We start from the raw sequence: 17,143 nt of genomic DNA, 5'->3' as shown, positions 1-17,143 counted from the left end.
ATTATTTTTCAAGTAAGAATGCTAAATATGGTGCATTATCAATAGTATATGATGTATTTATCTTAAGAAATGGTTTGAATAATTTAAAGAATATTTCTACCCATTCTTCTTTAATTCTAATACGATCTTCTTTATCTAATGCCTCTGCCATTTGGATTAATAAATGAGCAATTGGTCTTAAGCCAATATTCCATATATCCATAATTAATTTATCAGGATATACTGAGTTGACTTGTTTAATTTTAAATCCTGCATTTTCAATAATTTCTTTCCATTCTGAATACTCTCTCATTCCAGTGGTATTTGCTCTACGTTTTCTATCTAAAATTTCTATTGCTTCATGAGAAAGAAATTTTTCTAATTGTACAAGAGTTTCATATCTATGTGGAGTTAAAAGTTCTAAGGCAACATTTCCACCTGGAGCAGTAATACGATATATGTCTGAAATTAACTTATCAGGTTCATTGACCCAATAAACTGAATTACTGTGAATACTCTTAAAATAATTGTCAGCAAATGGTAAAGGAAGTTTATTGTTATCATGATGAACTAAATTTTTGTAAACTTTAGTTTTTTCTGCTTTATCTAACATTGCTTGTTTCCAATCTGCTCCATAGTCAATTTGCATTGAAGGTTTTTTTACAAAGTCTACTTCATAATTCTTATCAAATACATCATAAATATCGATGAATTTAGAATGACTAAACTCTTTGGCTTTAGTGGACTTAAAAAAATCAAAATCAAAGTCAAATTCAGCTCCTAAATGTATTGCCATATACATTCCATCTCCACAACTCAAATCCAATGATGGTGATTCAATTTTTAAATTCTCAAATGCTTTACTTTTGAAGGTTGTGATAAGTCCATTTTCTGGTCGTAACCAATACAGACTCAAATAATGTTTGAGTTTAGATTCAAGTAGTTCGTAGTTTTCTTCCATATTAAATTAATACAAAAAATCTAGCATTTAACATTATTTTAATCTTAAAAATCAAAATTTAATCGATTAATGAATGAAATTGGAATTTGCACCATCAAAATTTATTGTAACGCCTGATAGATACTTAATTTTATTTTCAATTATAGCTTTCACAAAATTTCCAATTTCATCAGGCTCCCCTAATCTTTTCATTGGAAGTGATTTAACAAATTCTTGAACATTTTCTATTAATTCTTTAGTTCTATCTGTATTAATTGGGCCTGGTGCTATGTTGATACAACTGATATCATTTTGTGCATATTCTTTACTTAATACTTTGAAAACTTCACTAAATGCAGCACGATAAGCTGAAGAAATTATTAATTTCATATTTGGTTCTTTAATTACATTTGAACTGATCAAAAAGATGTATCCTCCATTACTAATTTTGATATTTTGTAAAATGGTGCAAAATCCTAGAAACAATTGATTGTGGTATAGTGTCCAATCCTCTTGTGTTATTTCAGAAAATGGTATTGGAGCAGGCCCACCTGTATTTAGTACTAAAATATCAGTTTGATTATGATTTTCAAGAAATTGTTTTACACTGTCTAAATCTGAAGTGTCAATATCTTTTTTTGACGTTGCAAACACATCGATTCCTATGGATTTTAGAGAATCCGCGATTGCTTTTCCTATTCCTCTCGAACCTCCAAGAACAATTGCACTTGTCATAATACTCTCAAAATCTTTATGGATAATTAAATTTCTTTAATTTCTGTAATTGTGCCTAACACTGAATCCATCTGGATAACTGCCTTTTTTTCATTCCATCCTAATGCAACATACCAATCACCTGCATCATCATGGTATTTTGTCTCCAAAGTCTGAATGTCATCTGGTTTTACATCATATTTTTTTGCAACACCTGATACCGCCAAAGCTATTGCATCTTTTTCTTTCTCTAACCGTCTTTTCATTAACCCTATTCCTGGACTCATACAATTCCTTTCATTGTTTCATCTAATATAGTTAATTCACAAAATTACCCATAATGTTGAATTTTTCTAATATTCTTACAATATTACAAATAACCCAAATACTTTGAATGAATAAAATGAAACTAATTCAAAGATTATCAAATTCCACACTTGCAAAATCCTCTACTCTAGTTTCTCTAGTATCAATTCTCGCAGTTATTGGTCCTATTGTTATAGTCTCAGCAGGATTTTGGGATGCAATATCGCATCTCCAACAAGAACCAGAATTTTTCTGGAGTCCTTCTCATATGGTAGTATACTTTGGGGTCTCAATGACTGCTTGTGCTGCAATAATGGGTTGCATGCTAATATTTAGAAAATCAGTTCATGGATCTCTTAAAACTGGAATCAAACTGGTAATTATTGGATCTATTTTACAAATTGTCTCGGGTTTTGGAGATTCTTTATCTCATGATATTTTTGGCATTGATGGATTGATATCCTGGTCACACCAACCTCTTGAATTAGGACTAGTACTTGCATCATTAGGGGCAGTTTTAATATTAAAAAATAGAGAACACACTAAACTCAAAATATTCCTTCCCTTCTCAATTATTGCATTCTTGTTTTTTGCAACTTGGCTGATTTTTAATGTGGTTTTGTTTTTTGGTCATACCATTCAATGTATCCAAATCTATGAAATATTTTCTTCAGGCTGCTCTATTCTGTAATTCTTTATTTTAAAATATAATGTAATCATCATAATCACAGAACCTACTAGTATCATTATTCCTGGAAGGAGCATATTTTGAGAATTTGTATCACCAAATTCTGTTTCTAAGTTAATTGAATTATTTGAAATATTTGTAATTTTTAAAATATGTGTACCATCATCATTAAAATCAAAATAACCTACTGAGAGTTTTGTCTGAATTTTTTCTTCTTGAATTATGTTATTTTTAGTATCTAATATCTGAACAAATATTGTCTCTCCAGAAAATTCAGGCATGTACATCTTATAATATCCAATACCCTCACCTAAAAATTCTGATTTTAATTCAAAAGAATCTGATTCTTTTAATAAAATCAAATCATGTGTTTTTTCAGTTTCATAAAAAACTCCTGTTACCCAAACCATTCCAATAATCACCAACATTAATGATACAATCAATGGTGATACTTTCATTTCACCATACTGACTATTCATTTACTTTATAAGATAATCTAAAGGGCTCGGAGGGCTTCGATCCCTCGACCTAGCGGTTCGAAGCCGCTCGCACTATCCAGGCTGTGCAACGAGTCCAAACAAGTAAGAATTTAACAGGCCTAAATATCTGTCTAGATACTTTGAAAGTATCAAAAAAAGTCGTAGGTGTTGAATATGCAATTCGAGATATTGTAGTTGCTGCACGTAAAGTCCAGCAGAAAGGAATGCAAGTTGATTATCTAAACATTGGTGATCCTGTACAGTTTGGATTTCAGCCACCTGACAATGTAAAACAAGCTTTGATTGATGCAATTAACAAGGGTGAAAATTATTACTCTACATCAGAAGGTCTCTTGGAATTAAGAGAAGAAATTGCCAAAAAAGAAAATGCAAAGGGACTCTCAATTGGTGCAGATGAAATTCTAGTTACAAATGGAGTATCTGAAGGACTGGACATGGTAATTTCGTCAATTGTAGAAGAAGGAGATGAAGTATTGTTACCTGGACCATATTATCCACCATATGCCTCCTATGTTAGACTTCATGGTGGAATACCAATAGAATTTGCAGTTGACTTGGAAAACTCAACACCTGACATCGATGATATAAAATCTAAAATCACTGCAAAGACTGTAGCAATTTGTCTTATCAGTCCAAATAATCCAACTGGTGTTGTATTCAATGAAAAATCCCTCAAAGAACTAGTAAATATTGCAAATCAAAATAATCTATACATCATTTGTGATGAAATTTATGATCAAATAATTTTTGATGATAAATTTGTAGGAATTGGTAAAGTTGCAGGAGATTCACCGGTAATTGTCCTTAATGGTTTCTCCAAAGTCCATCTAATGTCTGGCTGGAGAATTGGATACATTGCATTTAATCAATCATCAAAACTTGATGCATTACGAGAGCATCTTCCAAAATTAGCCAGAGTGAGAATTGCCACTAGTCTTCCAGTTCAATACGCAGCTTTGGAATCCCTTCGTGGTCCTCAAAATTACATTAATGAATTTGTCTCTGAAATCAAAAAACGACGAGACTTGGTTGTAAAACGACTAAACGAAATGCCTGGACTCTCATGCCCTAATCCAAAAGGTGCATTTTATGCATTTCCAAAGATTGAAGACAACAAATTTGGAACAGACAAAGAATTTGTAACCAAATTATTGGAAACCAAAGGTGTTCTAACAGTTCATGGTTCAGGATTTGGAGAACAGTATGGTAGTGGACATTTCAGACTGGTCTATCTTCCAAGTCTTGAAATCCTAGACTCTGCAATGAACAAAATCCAAGACTTTGTTAGTCAGTAACTCCAAACTGAAATCTTTTTTGGAATAATTTCTATAATACAGTCAGTATCCTCTAGCAGTTCTTTTGCAGACTTGTTTTCCAATGAATCAAAGTATCGCAAGAGAATCTTTTTTGCAATTGATTTCACTTTGGTTTTCTCTAAAATCAAATTAGCATCTCCCTGTCCCATCAGCCCATAAATGTCTGGAGATTTTACACCTACATCAACACAAAATGCAACATGTGGGTTTCTCTTGGCATTTTTAGCTTTTTCAGTTTTTGTGTTTGTTCCAATATAGAATTTTTTTCCACTATATCTATACCAAACAGGAACAATGTGAGGTGTTTTGTTTTTAGCAATTGTAGATAATCGTAATATTTTCTGAGATTTTAGAAAATCATCTCTTTTGTTCATGTTTTCTAAATCCCAACACTATCATAAATATCCCAAAGCCTAGCATTCCAACAGATACCTTCTCATTAGTAAATTCTGCATTTACCAAAAACTCCTCTACAAATTCTATTCCCCAAATCAATAACTGCTGAATTAGAACTATTCCGCCCATCACACAAAATAAAACTCCAATTGCAGTAAACCAATTTCTACCACGTCTATAGTATTCGTGACTCATGATAAATGAAATGGACTTAGATGATTTTGATACCTGGATTTTTTATCTTGTTTTTAATCATTGCATTAAGTAGCAATGGTGTAGACATTTCTGCAAGATATGATAATTCTATTGGACCCAAGTAAATTGATCTTAGGCCTTTGATTTCATCAATCAAAGTATTAACCACTTGAACTGAATCATTGTCATCTCCGCAAACAAATATGTCGTAATCAAGTTCTAATGTTGGATTTACTAGTTTTTTCTCAGAAATCACATGGAATGCTGAAACCAATTTTGATTTATTTTTCATATGGTTTAGTACGAGTTTGTATGAAAATGGTTTGTTTTCTTTAATTGAGATGCATTCAAACCCAACATCTGTCTTTGTCATTGGAACAATTGGAGATACTACAACACAACTGTCTTTGACTTCAGGTAATATTCCAGAACATACAGAATCAATATTTTCATAAGGAATTGATAAAATCAAAACATCACTTTCTTTTGCAACTGAAACATTATCATTTCCAGAAATTGTTCCTTTGATTTCACCAAATGCTTCTTTTGCAAGATTTGTATATTCAACTGCTGATTCTGATGCTCTTGCAGCATCTCTAGAGCCAATTAAAACATCATGATTTTGTGACCATCTTAGAGCAAAACCTTTTCCCATCCCACCTGTTCCGCCAATAATTCCTACTTTCATGATAATTCATCTGATAATCTTATTATTATCTTTATTTGAATTTCCGATCAAGTTGGGACATATAATTTTCCTAAGACATGGTCAGGCAAAAAACAACACTGAGCGAATTTTAGCAGGTAGGACAGAAGGAGTTCCACTAACTGATGTTGGAATAAAACAAGCAGAACATACTGCTCAACTACTTGAACACATGAATGTCTCTGCAATCTATTCTAGTCCAATTCAGCGGGCAAAACACACTGCAGAAATTGTTGGAAAACATAACTCGCTTGATGTAACCATTGATGATCGTCTAATTGAGCTTGATATGGGAAAATTCACTGGTGTTCCATATGATGAAATTTTTACTAGTCATGGAAATGTCTTTATGAAATTTTACAACGGGGAATTAGAAATTGCTCATAATGGAGTGGAAACCTTCTCAGAAGTTAAAAAACGGGTTTTGGGAATAGTTGATCATGTCATTGAAAAGCATCCAGATGAAAATGTAGTTCTTGTTACACATATGGATCCAATCAAAGCAATGCTCTCTACTATAGTTGATCTATCACCTACCAATCTATTTGAGCTAATTATAGAGAATGCATCTCTTAATCTATTTCGAGAAAAAGATCGAAAGTTTTCTCTTTCGGGACTTAATGTAATGCATCCATCAAGATTCGATCTACGTTAGCATCTAATAATCTTGAAAACCCTTAAATAGAAATTATAGGCCACGTCATTCAATCGCTAATGAAGAAATTGGTCGGATTATTCTTAGTATTGGCAGTTATAGTAGTTATTCCAGCTATAGAGTCAGCATTTGCTGCAGGTGATGAGCCTGGCGAATATCTTGATCGTAGAGTTGTAATTTGGAATTTATTCTTTAGAATGATGACTGTTGCTTTTACTGTTGGAGCCGTTGTAGCAGGAACAATGATTTGGCAAGTTTGGAGATTTAGAGAATCTCATCCAAAAGCAAAACCAACTCCATATGAGGGGACTGACTGGTAGAAATGGGTGGACACTCTAACTGGCCTGAATGGATTTACGTCGGTATCGTTATTGCTTTAATGACTTGGGTAGGGGCAGAAGCTTGGGAAGCTGAAAGATTAGTTGAACACGTTCCTGAAGATGCAGAAACTATCATAGTTACCGGTCAACAATGGTTCTGGACTTTTGAACATGAAGACGGTACAAAAGAAATTGGTGAGCTTCATGTTGAAACAGGCAAAGCTTACAAATTTGAAATAGTCTCTAAAGATGTTAATCATTCTTTTAATATTCACGATTATGTTGTTTTGATGGATGCAATTCCTGGTAGAGTTAACACTGTATGGTTTGCACCAGACGCACCAGGAGTACATGATATTCAATGCAGAGAATACTGTGGATTAATTCACTACAACATGCGAGGAACATTATATGTGGAGGATCCAGCTTGATAACGCTTTTATCACAACTTTCTATTGTTGCAAGTGAGGAGATTAACTAATGGTTCTAGAATTACAAAAGCCACGTCCAATTTGGCAAATAATGTTTTCAACACATCATACTGATGTTGGCCTACTTTATCTAATTACTTCACTAGGATTCTTATTCTTAGGTGGTTCATTAGCACTTGCAATTAGAGCAGAATTATTTTTGCCTGGTGCACAAATTATTACAGATGCAATGACCTTTAACAGAATCTTTACTGTTCACGGCACTACTTTGATTTTCTTGTTTATACTTCCATTTGCATCTGCAGTTGGAAACTATTACGTTCCAATTATGGTTCGATACAAAGACATGGCATATCCAAAACTTAATGCAATTGCATTTTGGATGATTCCTCCATCAGGTGCACTGATTTGGTTAGGCTTTGCAGACTTTACTTGGTATGCTACTCCGCCCTATTCTATAATTAGTGCCCCCGGTCCTGCCGCAGACATGTGGATCTTTGGCCTCAAAATTCTTGGTATTTCATCAGTCCTTGGTGCAATTAATTTTGTAGTTACCATTCTCAAATGTAAACATCCAGACATGTCTATTGGACAAGTTCCATTATTGGCTTGGTCATACCTTTCATCATCTTTGATTATACTTGTTGCAATTCCAACATTCGCAGCTGCACTTCTAATGTTACTTACTGATAGATTAGGAGTTAGTGGATTCTTCAATCCTGCAATGGGAGGGGATCCTATTGCATATGCTCATTTGTTTTGGTTTACATTCCATCCTGAAGTATACGTACTTGTTATCCCGGCAATTGGTATGATGTATGAAATTATTCCAAGATTTTCAAGAAAACCAATTTACAGCTACAACTCTGGAATCTTTGCCTTTGTTTTGTTATCAATTGTAGGTTTCTCATCTTGGGCACATCACATGTTTGCAACCGGAATGTCTTTTACTGAAAAAACCGTCTTTATGGTAGGAACTCTTGCAGCAGTACCTGCATCTGCAATGCACGTCTTTAACTTTATTGCAACAATGTGGAATGGCAGAATCAAATTCTTATCACCAATGATGTGGTCAGTTGGTGGAATTGCATTATTCTTTGGAGCAGGAGCTGGCGGTGTAGTAAATAGTGCAATGCCTTTGGACTTTTCAACACATGACACATACTGGGTAGTTGGACACTTCCATCTCTTTGTCATGGGTACTATTGCATTTGGCTCAATTGGATTCCTATACTACATGTTCCCATATGTAACTGGTAGAATGTATAATGAAACATTGGGTAAGGTACATTTTGTAATGTCATTTATAGGAACAATCTTGGTATTCTTTACACAACATGTTCTTGGATTGTATGGTATGCCAAGAAGAATTTTCGATTATCCGCCAATCCCAGAATGGATTGCTATGAACCAGATTGCAACAGTTGGTGCCATGATTATTGGTGTCAGTATGGCAATTTTCTTGGCAAACATGATCTACAGTTCTGGAAAAGGAAAACTTGCAAATACCGAGGATCCATTTGGAGTAGGTGGCAAGTATTACTATCCATTTGAGGCAAAGAATCCATCACATTAGGAGATAAATGAAATGAGTCACGATAATCAACAAACAATTTACAGAACGACACCAGCTAGAACTGGAAAAATGATGGCTATCATGCTAGGCATTTGTATTGTTGGTGGAGTCATATTCTTTGCAATGTGGGATTATTGGATTTCAGAAGCTCCTCCAGTTGTAGCAATGATGGCAGGAGACAAAGATCTTGCAGCACCAGCAGCACAAACTGGAAAAACAATAACACAAGATCTTGTATTTGTTGAATCATCCGATTTTAGGACTTTGGCATTTAATGCATTGCCTGGAGAACCTGATAACAATCCAACTATTAACATGAATGTTGGAGACAAAATAATCTTTAATGTTGACAATGCTGGAAAATCATTTCATGCATTTGGTGTTACAAAAGATACTGAAGGTTTTGGCGGATTAATTCCAGGAAGTGAAGTAGCATCTCCATCAAACCCATTAAAACCAGGCGAGAGTGGCACAGCTGAATTTATCGCAGGTGAGGAAGGAACTTACTATTACATTTGTACCGTTCCTGGTCATAGAGAACAAGGAATGGTTGGAGAGATTATTGTTGGACCATCACAAGGTGGTGGCTCACAAGCCGCAGCTGCACCAACAGGTGTATCTCATGACTTTACTTTGGACTTTGTAGAATCTAGTGATTTCAGAACTCTGGCATTTAACGCATTACCTGGCGAAGATGGACATAACCCAGAAATTCGCGTAAATTCTGGCGATGAGGTTACTGTGACTTCAGATAATTTGGGTAAATCATTTCACGCATTTGGAGTAGTTACAAATCCTGAAGACTTTAACAGCATAGTAATGGATTCAGCAATTGCATCGGCATCAAACCCATTAAAACCAGGTGAAGGTGGTAGTGTTACATTTACTGCTGGTGCACCCGGAACTTACTATTACATTTGTACTGTTCCAGGACATGCACTACAAGGCATGCAAGGTAGCTTTATCGTAGAATAATTTTGGCAATTCAATATCTAGCATTAACTACATTGATAGTTTTGTATTCATTGATGTTTATTGGTGGATATATTTCAGCAGCAGGATTAGGATTAACTTGCCCTGAATGGCCATTGTGTCCTAATGGAGTAATGCCATCAGAAGAATATCTAATTGAATGGATTCATAGAACTATTGCTGCCACAACTGGAGTATTAGTAATCTCAACTATGGTTGCAAGTCTGATTAACAAGAATTCTAACATTAAAATAAAAATTACTAGCTCCCTTGCTACTGCTTTAGTCATTACACAAATCACTCTAGGGGCATTAGTCATTGATACCAAACTTCATGCCGTCCTAGTTGCAATTCATTTAGGAATTGGGATTTGGTTGTTTGCTATGGTTTTGCTGACTGTGATATTCGCATTTAGAATTTCTAAAATATCTTTAAAATCTACAGTTTAGATTTTTTGAACATTTTTGGCAAATAGATGTAGATCATCATACCCGTAAAAACTAGGGCACCTACAATTATTGCACTAAAGAAAATTATTCCAAATGGACTCTGTGTCCCCATGTTAAATGTATAAGTAATAATTCCATCATTTCCTCCCATATCATACAAATCAATCTTTACAATATGATTTCCTTGTTGTCTCCAAACATAATCAAAATCCCAATGAGCACCCTCAATTGACTTTGGCGGAATTGCATCAACTTGTTGATCATGAAAATATACTCTAATTCCCATAGTGAATCTCTCTACCTCATTAAAGTCTCCATCAGTTACCCTGACTAAAAATTGTGAGGGCTCATTAATTTGTGGAAATTCTGGTGATGTTGCAACCTGTACTCTATATCCTGCCTCAAATTTCTCTGAAGAATTAAACATAGAATGGGCATATGCGTCATCAAATATTGAGGCAGATGAAAATATCAAAATCAAGATCAAAAAAACTGATCGCTTTTTGGCCATTCAAATAATATAAAATTTAGATGAATATATTGTAAATCAATTATTATACGAAAATCTTCAAAACCTTTAAATCCTTATTGGCAAGAATCTCAATCGTTGACCCTCGTTACAAAATCAATCGATATTAAAACACCCGTAGAGAATGTTTTCACCTACTTTGCAAGACCAGAACATGTTTCTGATCAAATCAAAAATGACACCGTAGGTATGACTGTAGTTCCTATGGATATCAAAGAAGGAATGGGTGTTGGTACAACCTTTAGAATTATCGGTGACTTTAGCGGAAAACGTCTAGAGTGGGATTGTGAGACAACTGAATTCATTAGAAACGAGAAAATTTCAGCCGTACAAATTGAAGGCCCATTTAAGAAATGGCAAATCACAAATGAATTCAAAGCATTAGGAAATAATCTCACTAGAGTAACCATGTCAGTAGATTATGAAATGCCATTTGGTCCATTAGGAGCAATCTTGGATAAAGCAAAATTTGCAAAATCTGCTGAAAAAGGAATGGAGACTGCTCTTTACAACGTTAGAGGTTTACTAGAAGGAAATGGTTCAATTCCAGTTTACATTACACTAGATGCATACCAAAAACTTCTTGCCGAAAAGAAAAAGATGAACGACGTTCCAGTTTCAACTGCACTTACAGCAATCATTGAAAAGTACAATGAAATTGAAGCAAAAACCCAAAACTAAATTTTACTTTATTTTAAAATCTTAAGATTAATAACAACTCTGGGCATATCAATTTTGGTGGGTCTATGGCGCAGCCAGGTAGCGCACCGGACTCTTAATCCGGTTGTCAAGGGTCCGAATCCCTTTAGACCCGCTCTATATCCTAACAATGAATTTGAATAAAAAATAATCTTACTTTATTGATTAAAAATCCTGAAAATCCTAATTGTAAATTTTATGTTTTAATTTCAATTCTTTGAGTAGATTTTCTATTTTTTGTGCAGACTTGTCAATACGATTTAGGTAAGCCTTGATTCCTTCATCCATTACTCCGTCATATTGAAGTTTGATTAATTCCAATGAATTTTGAATAATCATTAAAGGATCTGCACACTTCTCAAAATCTATCTCATCATCCATCTAATTATCTCACTGTTTATCTGATACTTATGTTATATGTCAAAAGTGTGTCTTAAAAAATACATACTCATACCTATAAGAAATTTTTTGCCTTTCTAATCTTATGAATGGCTCAGTCGTACTAGTAGATGATAATGACGACTTGCTTGAATCTCTCAGTGAATTTCTTCAGATGAAAGGATTTAACATTCTAGGATGCGGTCACAATGGATTAGAAGCAGTTCAATTGTATGAAGAGTACAGACCAGATGTGGTCTTACTAGATCTTTCGATGCCTAACTATGATGGAATTTATGGCCTAGAAAATATCAAAAAAATTAATCCCAATGCCAAAGTCATAATATTAACTGGACACTATAATGAAAAGAATAGAGAAAAAATTAGACCATTTGATGTGTCTAAAATCATGGAAAAACCATGTTCATTAACACAACTTGATCTTGTTTTGAAATCTCTTAGCATGGTATGATTTGGTTTAGAATAATTCATACTGCAAATCAATTAAAAATAAATCTCAAATTCTGTTTCGTAATTTATTGACAAGATAAAGAGTATCGTTTAGATCTCAATGATGCTTTTATTATTTTATGACGAAGCATGATTTTGAATGCTTTAATGTCTATATCCCTATTTGATAAAGGCGGTAATAGTGAATCAACAGCGCCTAAAGAAATCGCATCATTGACAATCTTGGAGCCTTCTGTAGCATAATTACTCAATACAATTGTAGGGTACATTTTACCATCATTCAATCTTTCAAGAAATGTGATTCCATCCATTTTAGGCATTTCAAGGTCTAAAATTATCACATCTGGTTCATTAAACTGAATATTATCTAATGCATGCTCTGCATTAAAATATGATCCAATAATCTGGCACTCTGAAAATGATTTTATCGTTTCTTCAATAAAGAGCCGCATCGCTCTTGAATCATTAATAATTATAATTTTCATTTCACAATAAACTGATATCTGCTTTCAAGATTAGATAATCTTGTGTGATCATTTCTAACATACTGATATTCTCAAATTTTGCAGGATTCTACTCGTTTGAGAGACTCTCAATTGTTCTTTTTATTTCCAGGCGATCAAATGGTTTTCTTATGTATTGAGAAACTCCGATTTTTGCAGCTTCATCCCTGGTATTTTTTTTATCAGATGATGAAACCATCACAATCTTTGCATTTGGATCAATTGACTTTATTCGCTTTGCAGCCTCAATTCCATCCATTTCTGGCATGTCAATATCCATGGTTACCAAATCTGGTTTTTTGTCCTTGTAAGTTGTTAGAGCTTCTGCACCATTATTTGCCTGATAAATCTCTCCTACCCCTGACGTATTTGAAAAAATTTTTGAAAGCAATGTTCTCATAAATGATGAATCATCTACTATCATTACTTTGTAATTCATATTGCTTTTAGTCATAGTATGATATGATCATCATACCATTATACTATATTAGATTTAGCTGATAATTCAGGGATGATCATCTCTGAATTGCTTCTCTAATAATGATAATTTTTAGAATAAATGGGCCCACGGGGATTCACCTACCATTTTGGGTATGAAAATGGACGCAGATAGGCACAGAAAACTAAACTCGTTTTTTAACTTGCCATGCAACAACTGCAGGTGCTGCAATGTACATTCCCAAGTTAAGTGCAATTACAGATATTCCCAACCCTAACACTTCGACTTCTGAACCATCGTCTGCCAATGTCATAATTGACAATGTTGAAATCATTGGAGTGATAAATATCCTAACAGCTTCTTGGAACATTGGGTTTTCTCTTTCCATATCAGCAATTGTTGGTGAGAATGAATAGTACAATTGGTTAAATCCAGACATGAATGTTGCACCTGATGTTGTACTCATGACAGTATTATCTCTAATTTCTCTGAGGAATTGAACTTGTGGTGCTAATTCAGTCCCATAAGCTGCTGTTGCAATTAAACATCCACCACCTTTTGGGGTTTTTTCAGAATTGGATGATTCAGAAATGGTTGTCTTAGAGATAGTTTTTGTTTCAGTAACGGTTTGTCCATCTTGTTCTGAATTTGCTACAATATTATAACTTCCAGATTGACCCGATTCTGGAATTTTGAATTTAAGATAAAATGTTCCCCCGTCACCAAGTGTAACGGTTCTAATCAGAATTGTTTCATTGTTAGGATCTTTGATTTCCAATGCAACAAAATCTCCAGCATCTCCATTTTCTACAACACCGTTGATTTCTACAGTGTCTCCTCCTGTAAATTGTTCCTTGTTAGTGTTAATTGTTATAGTCTCAGAAAATGCAACAGGAATTGTGAACAATGTAAATATCACAAACAAAAACAACACTATTTTCATTGAATTCTCACCTGTGTTGCAGATTCACCTGTTAATGGAACACCGCCTTGACTAGGCCAATCAGAAAATACATTTGCATAAATATCGCCACTTCCAAGCTTTGCATCATTTGGAATAAAGAAAGATAATGTCATTTCAGAAGAACCAGAACCAAGAGTGGTTTTAAACGAACCAATACCCAAACTAGTCAACTCTGAATCAAATAGATTGATAGTTACAAGAGAATTAATACTAGAATCAGAGTTTAGCACAACTTTGACAAATCCTAATTTGCCTTTTGTAAATGAAGAAACAGCATTACCCTGTTGATCAGTTGGCTGTAATGAAACAATACTGACTCTAGCAGACGTAGATTTTACGGTGAATGTTGTAATGTCTGATACCTTACTTCCAGAAATAGTAGCAGTTGAATCTACACGATATGTTCCATTCTGAGAAGAATCAGGTAATTTGAATTGAAGTGAACCATTCCCTCTAGAATCCGTTGAAACTGATCGAGATACGATACTGTCTCCTCCAGGACCAACTACACTAATTGCAACATTTGCACTTTTTGAAGTAGAAACTTTGATTGTTACCAAATCATTAGGACTGTATTGAGAATCATCAGTAGAAACTGAAATTGCGGCGGTTGGTGTTGGTGTAGGAGTTGGTGAGCTCAAGTCTTTGACAACAATCAAACCCGTCATCCAAGGATGAACCATACAGAAGTAAGGGATTTCACCTACTGTGTCAGGAGTATAACTAAAAGAAGTACCGCCCATAAACAAACCACTATCAAATTCCCCACTTGGGCCATCTTCAGGAGTTCCTGCAGTAACAGTATGTGCTGCAGAATCTGCATTGAACCAATCAATTGCTTTTCCAGTAAAAGTTGTGAATTTGTATGGTGCATAACAAAGATTTTGTTTTTCACATCCTGGAGCACCAGAACCTACTGCAATTGTAACATCAGTACCTCTTGGAATAGAATATGATGGAGTTGGAGCGGGAGTTGGAGCAGGAGTTGGATATGAAGTTCCAGAAGATGATTCTTTGACAACAATCAAACCTTGCATCCATGGATGAACCATACAGAAATAAGGGATTTCACCTACTGTATCTGGAGAATATTCAAATGAATTTCCTGCCATTAACAAACCAGTATCAAATTCCCCACTTGGACCATCACTTCCTGTTCCTGCTGTAAATGTATGTGCTGCTGTATCTGTGTTTGACATTATTACAACGCCACCTACATCAACTGTTACAGTACTTGGAATGTAACATCCATCTGCGGTTTCTTCACAACCTGGTGCACCAGAACCTACTGCTGGTACAATTGTAACTTCTAAATGATCTGCAAAGACATAATCTGCACTAAAAAACAAACTGAGTCCCAAAACCAGAATAATATAATATGAAATTCTCAAGTATTTTTTTCAAGAATTATTCATTATTAAATCTGATCTTAATTTTTAACCAATAATTATGTAATAGAAAATTCTAAGTCTAAAAATCATGCCTTAGGGAAAGGAACCATCATCTTCTTTTTCTTCTACCCAATGACTGTCTACGATTAAGCAATCTTTTCGTAGGTAAATCATATTCATACATAATTTTGCCTTGTTTAAGTAGAGTAATTCTATAACACATTCCCTTTGTTTTAATGTCATATCCTTTGAGATATTCCCAAATTTCATCAAACTTATGATGTATATCCTTCATTGCAATAGTTGCATGATATTTGAATTTATTTTTTGAATCATGAGAAGATTCTACTGCGTCAGTATACTTGAGTAATTTTTTTGCTAACCTATGCCTAAAATCTTTAAGATCTTCACTGGGGATTATTTTTAGATAGATGACATTTTTCTTTGATGCAGTAGTAATGAATAGAAATTTTTTCTTTAATTCAAAATAATCAAATCCATCAATCTCATATGGTAACTCGGCGTATTCTGAACCAACTTCACCAATGTCATGAATTACTTGACGAATACCCTTGCATGCAAAGGGTCCAAACAAAGTTACATGTGGAACAGGTCTTTTTCTTACCTGACCTTTAACTCTAAATTTGTGAAATATGTCATAGATTAGCTTCTTTGTTAGATTTTTTGATTCCCCCATTAAGCGAATTTCAATTAGATATGGTCTCAACATTTTACATCAACAGAAATTTTGAGTAATGTACACCTTGTCATCAGAGGAAATCTCTACACCTATACCTTCTTTATCATACATTGCAGTTAGTATGTTTTCTCTATGACCTGGAGAATCCATCCAACCATCTACAGTTGATGTAGCAAGTTCATCCAAATTATTCCAGTCATAGGATGATGGAATGCCATTAGTATACCATACAGTATCATACAGATTATTTTGGAATATGTTTTCAGCAATTCCACTGTAAATTAGATTTCCAACTCTTTTTTGACAATGATATCCTTGTGATGTTGCTCTATCAGTAGGATCTTTTCCTTCAGGCGTATCATGTGAGAAGTAATTTCTTATTGCCATATCTTGACTGTGATGTCTTGCAATATTTGCCAAATTATCATCCCACGTTAATTGAGAAAGTCCATGTTCAATACGATATTGGTTGGTGAGAAGATGTACTTGTCGTTCAAGTTTTAGTTTATCAATGATTGGTTTTTTATTAGTAGGGTTATTGTTTTGAATTATTTGTGGAACACTTTGAATATCATCTACTGGAATATCGATTGGTTCCATTTTTACATTGTCTAGTTGTTTATCAATTGTTTCTCTTAGAATGATAGTCGTATCAGATGCAAAATCTTTGGCAGTTTCTCCAACTTCTTGAATGCTTTGGGGCATATTTTGAATTGACTGTTCTAAATTATTTTGATTAATCTCAAATATTTCATTTGAGAATCCCAATATTGCAATCCCAACTATTAGTACAACGATTACACCTACAGTAACTTTCTTTCCTTGTTTTCTCTTGTAAGAACGTCCATAGGAGCGTTTACCACACTTTGTGCATACGAAATACCCTTGAGTGAAAACATAGTTGTGACTACAGCCCATAATATTCT

At 34.3% G+C, this 17,143-nt stretch carries 25 protein-coding genes and 2 tRNA genes; 11 read left to right on the top strand and 16 right to left on the bottom strand.

Annotation, left to right across the window (positions count from 1 at the left end; all coding sequences use genetic code 11):
• Position 1 precedes the first annotated feature (1 nt).
• From NADRNF5_RS10095 to NADRNF5_RS10085, 3 genes are all read right to left on the bottom strand, one after another.
• Entirely contained in the window at positions 2-940 is a 939-nt protein-coding gene (locus NADRNF5_RS10095; protein ID WP_048118311.1) for a class I SAM-dependent methyltransferase, read from the bottom strand.
• 66 nt (positions 941-1,006) lie between these two features.
• Positions 1,007-1,654 (bottom strand): SDR family NAD(P)-dependent oxidoreductase, encoded by a 648-nt coding sequence (locus tag NADRNF5_RS10090; RefSeq protein WP_048118308.1) that lies wholly within the window; start codon positions 1,652-1,654, stop codon positions 1,007-1,009.
• Positions 1,655-1,680: 26 nt separating this feature from the next.
• Entirely contained in the window at positions 1,681-1,920 is a 240-nt protein-coding gene (locus NADRNF5_RS10085) for a hypothetical protein (RefSeq protein ID WP_048118305.1), read from the bottom strand.
• Between the two features lie 116 nt (positions 1,921-2,036).
• Between NADRNF5_RS10085 and NADRNF5_RS10080 the strand changes: the two genes are divergently transcribed.
• Positions 2,037-2,630 (top strand): hypothetical protein, encoded by a 594-nt coding sequence (locus tag NADRNF5_RS10080; protein WP_048118302.1) that lies wholly within the window; start codon positions 2,037-2,039, stop codon positions 2,628-2,630.
• Here NADRNF5_RS10080 and NADRNF5_RS10075 read toward each other — a convergent pair.
• Together NADRNF5_RS10075 and NADRNF5_RS10070 are read right to left on the bottom strand one after the other, a co-directional pair.
• Positions 2,594-3,085, bottom strand: a complete 492-nt coding sequence (locus NADRNF5_RS10075) for a hypothetical protein (protein WP_048118298.1) — start codon at positions 3,083-3,085, stop codon at positions 2,594-2,596. The genes NADRNF5_RS10080 and NADRNF5_RS10075 overlap by 37 nt on opposite strands.
• Before the next feature lie 42 nt (positions 3,086-3,127).
• A tRNA-Arg gene (locus NADRNF5_RS10070) sits at positions 3,128-3,202 on the bottom strand.
• A 44-nt stretch (positions 3,203-3,246) separates the two neighbouring features.
• On the opposite strand from NADRNF5_RS10070, the gene NADRNF5_RS10065 reads away from it, so the two are divergent.
• The gene (locus tag NADRNF5_RS10065) at positions 3,247-4,422 is read left to right on the top strand and encodes an aminotransferase class I/II-fold pyridoxal phosphate-dependent enzyme (protein WP_048118295.1); all 1,176 of its coding nucleotides are present in this window, start codon (positions 3,247-3,249) and stop codon (positions 4,420-4,422) included.
• On the opposite strand, the gene NADRNF5_RS10060 is transcribed toward NADRNF5_RS10065, so the two are convergent.
• Genes NADRNF5_RS10060 through npdG form a run of 3 tightly spaced genes read right to left on the bottom strand, consistent with a single transcriptional unit; the run spans position 4,416 to position 5,722 of the window.
• Positions 4,416-4,817 carry a pyridoxamine 5'-phosphate oxidase family protein gene (locus NADRNF5_RS10060; RefSeq protein WP_048118292.1) on the bottom strand — a complete coding sequence of 134 codons (402 nt, stop codon included), beginning with the start codon at positions 4,815-4,817 and terminating at the stop codon, positions 4,416-4,418. The genes NADRNF5_RS10065 and NADRNF5_RS10060 overlap by 7 nt on opposite strands.
• Complete coding sequence (locus tag NADRNF5_RS10055; RefSeq protein ID WP_048118290.1) at positions 4,801-5,034, bottom strand: hypothetical protein; 234 nt, start codon at positions 5,032-5,034, stop codon at positions 4,801-4,803. The genes NADRNF5_RS10060 and NADRNF5_RS10055 overlap by 17 nt, the downstream gene beginning before the upstream one ends.
• A gap of 16 nt (positions 5,035-5,050) precedes the next feature.
• Positions 5,051-5,722: an NADPH-dependent F420 reductase gene (gene npdG, locus NADRNF5_RS10050; protein WP_048118288.1), complete on the bottom strand. Its 672-nt coding sequence runs from the start codon at positions 5,720-5,722 to the stop codon at positions 5,051-5,053.
• A 52-nt stretch (positions 5,723-5,774) separates the two neighbouring features.
• Between npdG and NADRNF5_RS10045 the strand changes: the two genes are divergently transcribed.
• Genes NADRNF5_RS10045 through NADRNF5_RS10020 form a run of 6 tightly spaced genes read left to right on the top strand, consistent with a single transcriptional unit; the run spans position 5,775 to position 10,143 of the window.
• Complete coding sequence (locus NADRNF5_RS10045; RefSeq protein ID WP_048118286.1) at positions 5,775-6,395, top strand: histidine phosphatase family protein; 621 nt, start codon at positions 5,775-5,777, stop codon at positions 6,393-6,395.
• Between the two features lie 59 nt (positions 6,396-6,454).
• The gene (locus tag NADRNF5_RS10040; RefSeq protein ID WP_048118283.1) at positions 6,455-6,715 is read left to right on the top strand and encodes a cytochrome c oxidase subunit II; all 261 of its coding nucleotides are present in this window, start codon (positions 6,455-6,457) and stop codon (positions 6,713-6,715) included.
• A gap of 2 nt (positions 6,716-6,717) precedes the next feature.
• Complete coding sequence (locus NADRNF5_RS10035) at positions 6,718-7,146, top strand: cytochrome c oxidase subunit II (protein ID WP_048118280.1); 429 nt, start codon at positions 6,718-6,720, stop codon at positions 7,144-7,146.
• 49 nt (positions 7,147-7,195) lie between these two features.
• The gene (locus NADRNF5_RS10030; RefSeq protein ID WP_048118276.1) at positions 7,196-8,722 is read left to right on the top strand and encodes a cytochrome c oxidase subunit I; all 1,527 of its coding nucleotides are present in this window, start codon (positions 7,196-7,198) and stop codon (positions 8,720-8,722) included.
• Positions 8,723-8,734: 12 nt separating this feature from the next.
• Positions 8,735-9,697, top strand: a complete 963-nt coding sequence (locus NADRNF5_RS10025) for a plastocyanin/azurin family copper-binding protein (RefSeq protein WP_048118273.1) — start codon at positions 8,735-8,737, stop codon at positions 9,695-9,697.
• A gap of 2 nt (positions 9,698-9,699) precedes the next feature.
• Complete coding sequence (locus NADRNF5_RS10020; protein WP_048118270.1) at positions 9,700-10,143, top strand: COX15/CtaA family protein; 444 nt, start codon at positions 9,700-9,702, stop codon at positions 10,141-10,143.
• On the opposite strand, the gene NADRNF5_RS10015 is transcribed toward NADRNF5_RS10020, so the two are convergent.
• Positions 10,133-10,654: a hypothetical protein gene (locus NADRNF5_RS10015; protein ID WP_048118268.1), complete on the bottom strand. Its 522-nt coding sequence runs from the start codon at positions 10,652-10,654 to the stop codon at positions 10,133-10,135. The two genes, NADRNF5_RS10020 and NADRNF5_RS10015, sit on opposite strands and share 11 nt — an antisense overlap.
• Before the next feature lie 96 nt (positions 10,655-10,750).
• Between NADRNF5_RS10015 and NADRNF5_RS10010 the strand changes: the two genes are divergently transcribed.
• Positions 10,751-11,353, top strand: coding sequence for an SRPBCC family protein (locus NADRNF5_RS10010; protein ID WP_048118265.1), 603 nt, complete (start codon positions 10,751-10,753; stop codon positions 11,351-11,353).
• Between the two features lie 59 nt (positions 11,354-11,412).
• Positions 11,413-11,486, top strand: a tRNA-Lys gene (locus NADRNF5_RS10005).
• Positions 11,487-11,554: 68 nt separating this feature from the next.
• Here the strand turns inward: NADRNF5_RS10005 and NADRNF5_RS10000 are convergent.
• The gene (locus NADRNF5_RS10000; protein WP_048118262.1) at positions 11,555-11,752 is read right to left on the bottom strand and encodes a hypothetical protein; all 198 of its coding nucleotides are present in this window, start codon (positions 11,750-11,752) and stop codon (positions 11,555-11,557) included.
• 103 nt (positions 11,753-11,855) lie between these two features.
• On the opposite strand from NADRNF5_RS10000, the gene NADRNF5_RS09995 reads away from it, so the two are divergent.
• The gene (locus tag NADRNF5_RS09995; RefSeq protein ID WP_048118259.1) at positions 11,856-12,221 is read left to right on the top strand and encodes a response regulator; all 366 of its coding nucleotides are present in this window, start codon (positions 11,856-11,858) and stop codon (positions 12,219-12,221) included.
• 64 nt (positions 12,222-12,285) lie between these two features.
• Here the strand turns inward: NADRNF5_RS09995 and NADRNF5_RS09990 are convergent, their stop codons facing one another.
• The 6 genes from NADRNF5_RS09990 to NADRNF5_RS10780 all read right to left on the bottom strand — a co-directional run bounded on the left by NADRNF5_RS09990 (position 12,286) and on the right by NADRNF5_RS10780 (position 17,135).
• Entirely contained in the window at positions 12,286-12,705 is a 420-nt protein-coding gene (locus NADRNF5_RS09990; RefSeq protein WP_082052013.1) for a response regulator, read from the bottom strand.
• An 88-nt stretch (positions 12,706-12,793) separates the two neighbouring features.
• Positions 12,794-13,177: a response regulator gene (locus NADRNF5_RS09985; RefSeq protein WP_202812730.1), complete on the bottom strand. Its 384-nt coding sequence runs from the start codon at positions 13,175-13,177 to the stop codon at positions 12,794-12,796.
• Positions 13,178-13,346: 169 nt separating this feature from the next.
• Positions 13,347-14,105: a CFI-box-CTERM domain-containing protein gene (locus tag NADRNF5_RS11675; protein WP_237089277.1), complete on the bottom strand. Its 759-nt coding sequence runs from the start codon at positions 14,103-14,105 to the stop codon at positions 13,347-13,349.
• On the bottom strand, positions 14,102-15,475 hold the full coding sequence (locus NADRNF5_RS11925; RefSeq protein ID WP_425338999.1) for a hypothetical protein: 1,374 nt from the start codon (positions 15,473-15,475) through the stop codon (positions 14,102-14,104). Before NADRNF5_RS11925 ends, NADRNF5_RS11675 begins: the two co-directional genes overlap by 4 nt.
• Positions 15,476-15,626: 151 nt before the next feature.
• On the bottom strand, positions 15,627-16,214 hold the full coding sequence (locus tag NADRNF5_RS09965) for a 2'-5' RNA ligase family protein (protein ID WP_160289406.1): 588 nt from the start codon (positions 16,212-16,214) through the stop codon (positions 15,627-15,629).
• A 39-nt stretch (positions 16,215-16,253) separates the two neighbouring features.
• Positions 16,254-17,135 (bottom strand): CAP domain-containing protein, encoded by an 882-nt coding sequence (locus tag NADRNF5_RS10780; protein WP_052661941.1) that lies wholly within the window; start codon positions 17,133-17,135, stop codon positions 16,254-16,256.
• Positions 17,136-17,143: the final 8 nt, after the last annotated feature.

It is taken from the genome of Nitrosopumilus adriaticus (assembly GCF_000956175.1).
Taxonomy (GTDB): Archaea; Thermoproteota; Nitrososphaeria; order Nitrososphaerales; family Nitrosopumilaceae; genus Nitrosopumilus; species Nitrosopumilus adriaticus.
Note: the sequence above shows the minus strand (reverse complement) of the source record. Positions and strands in the feature narration are given on the sequence as shown.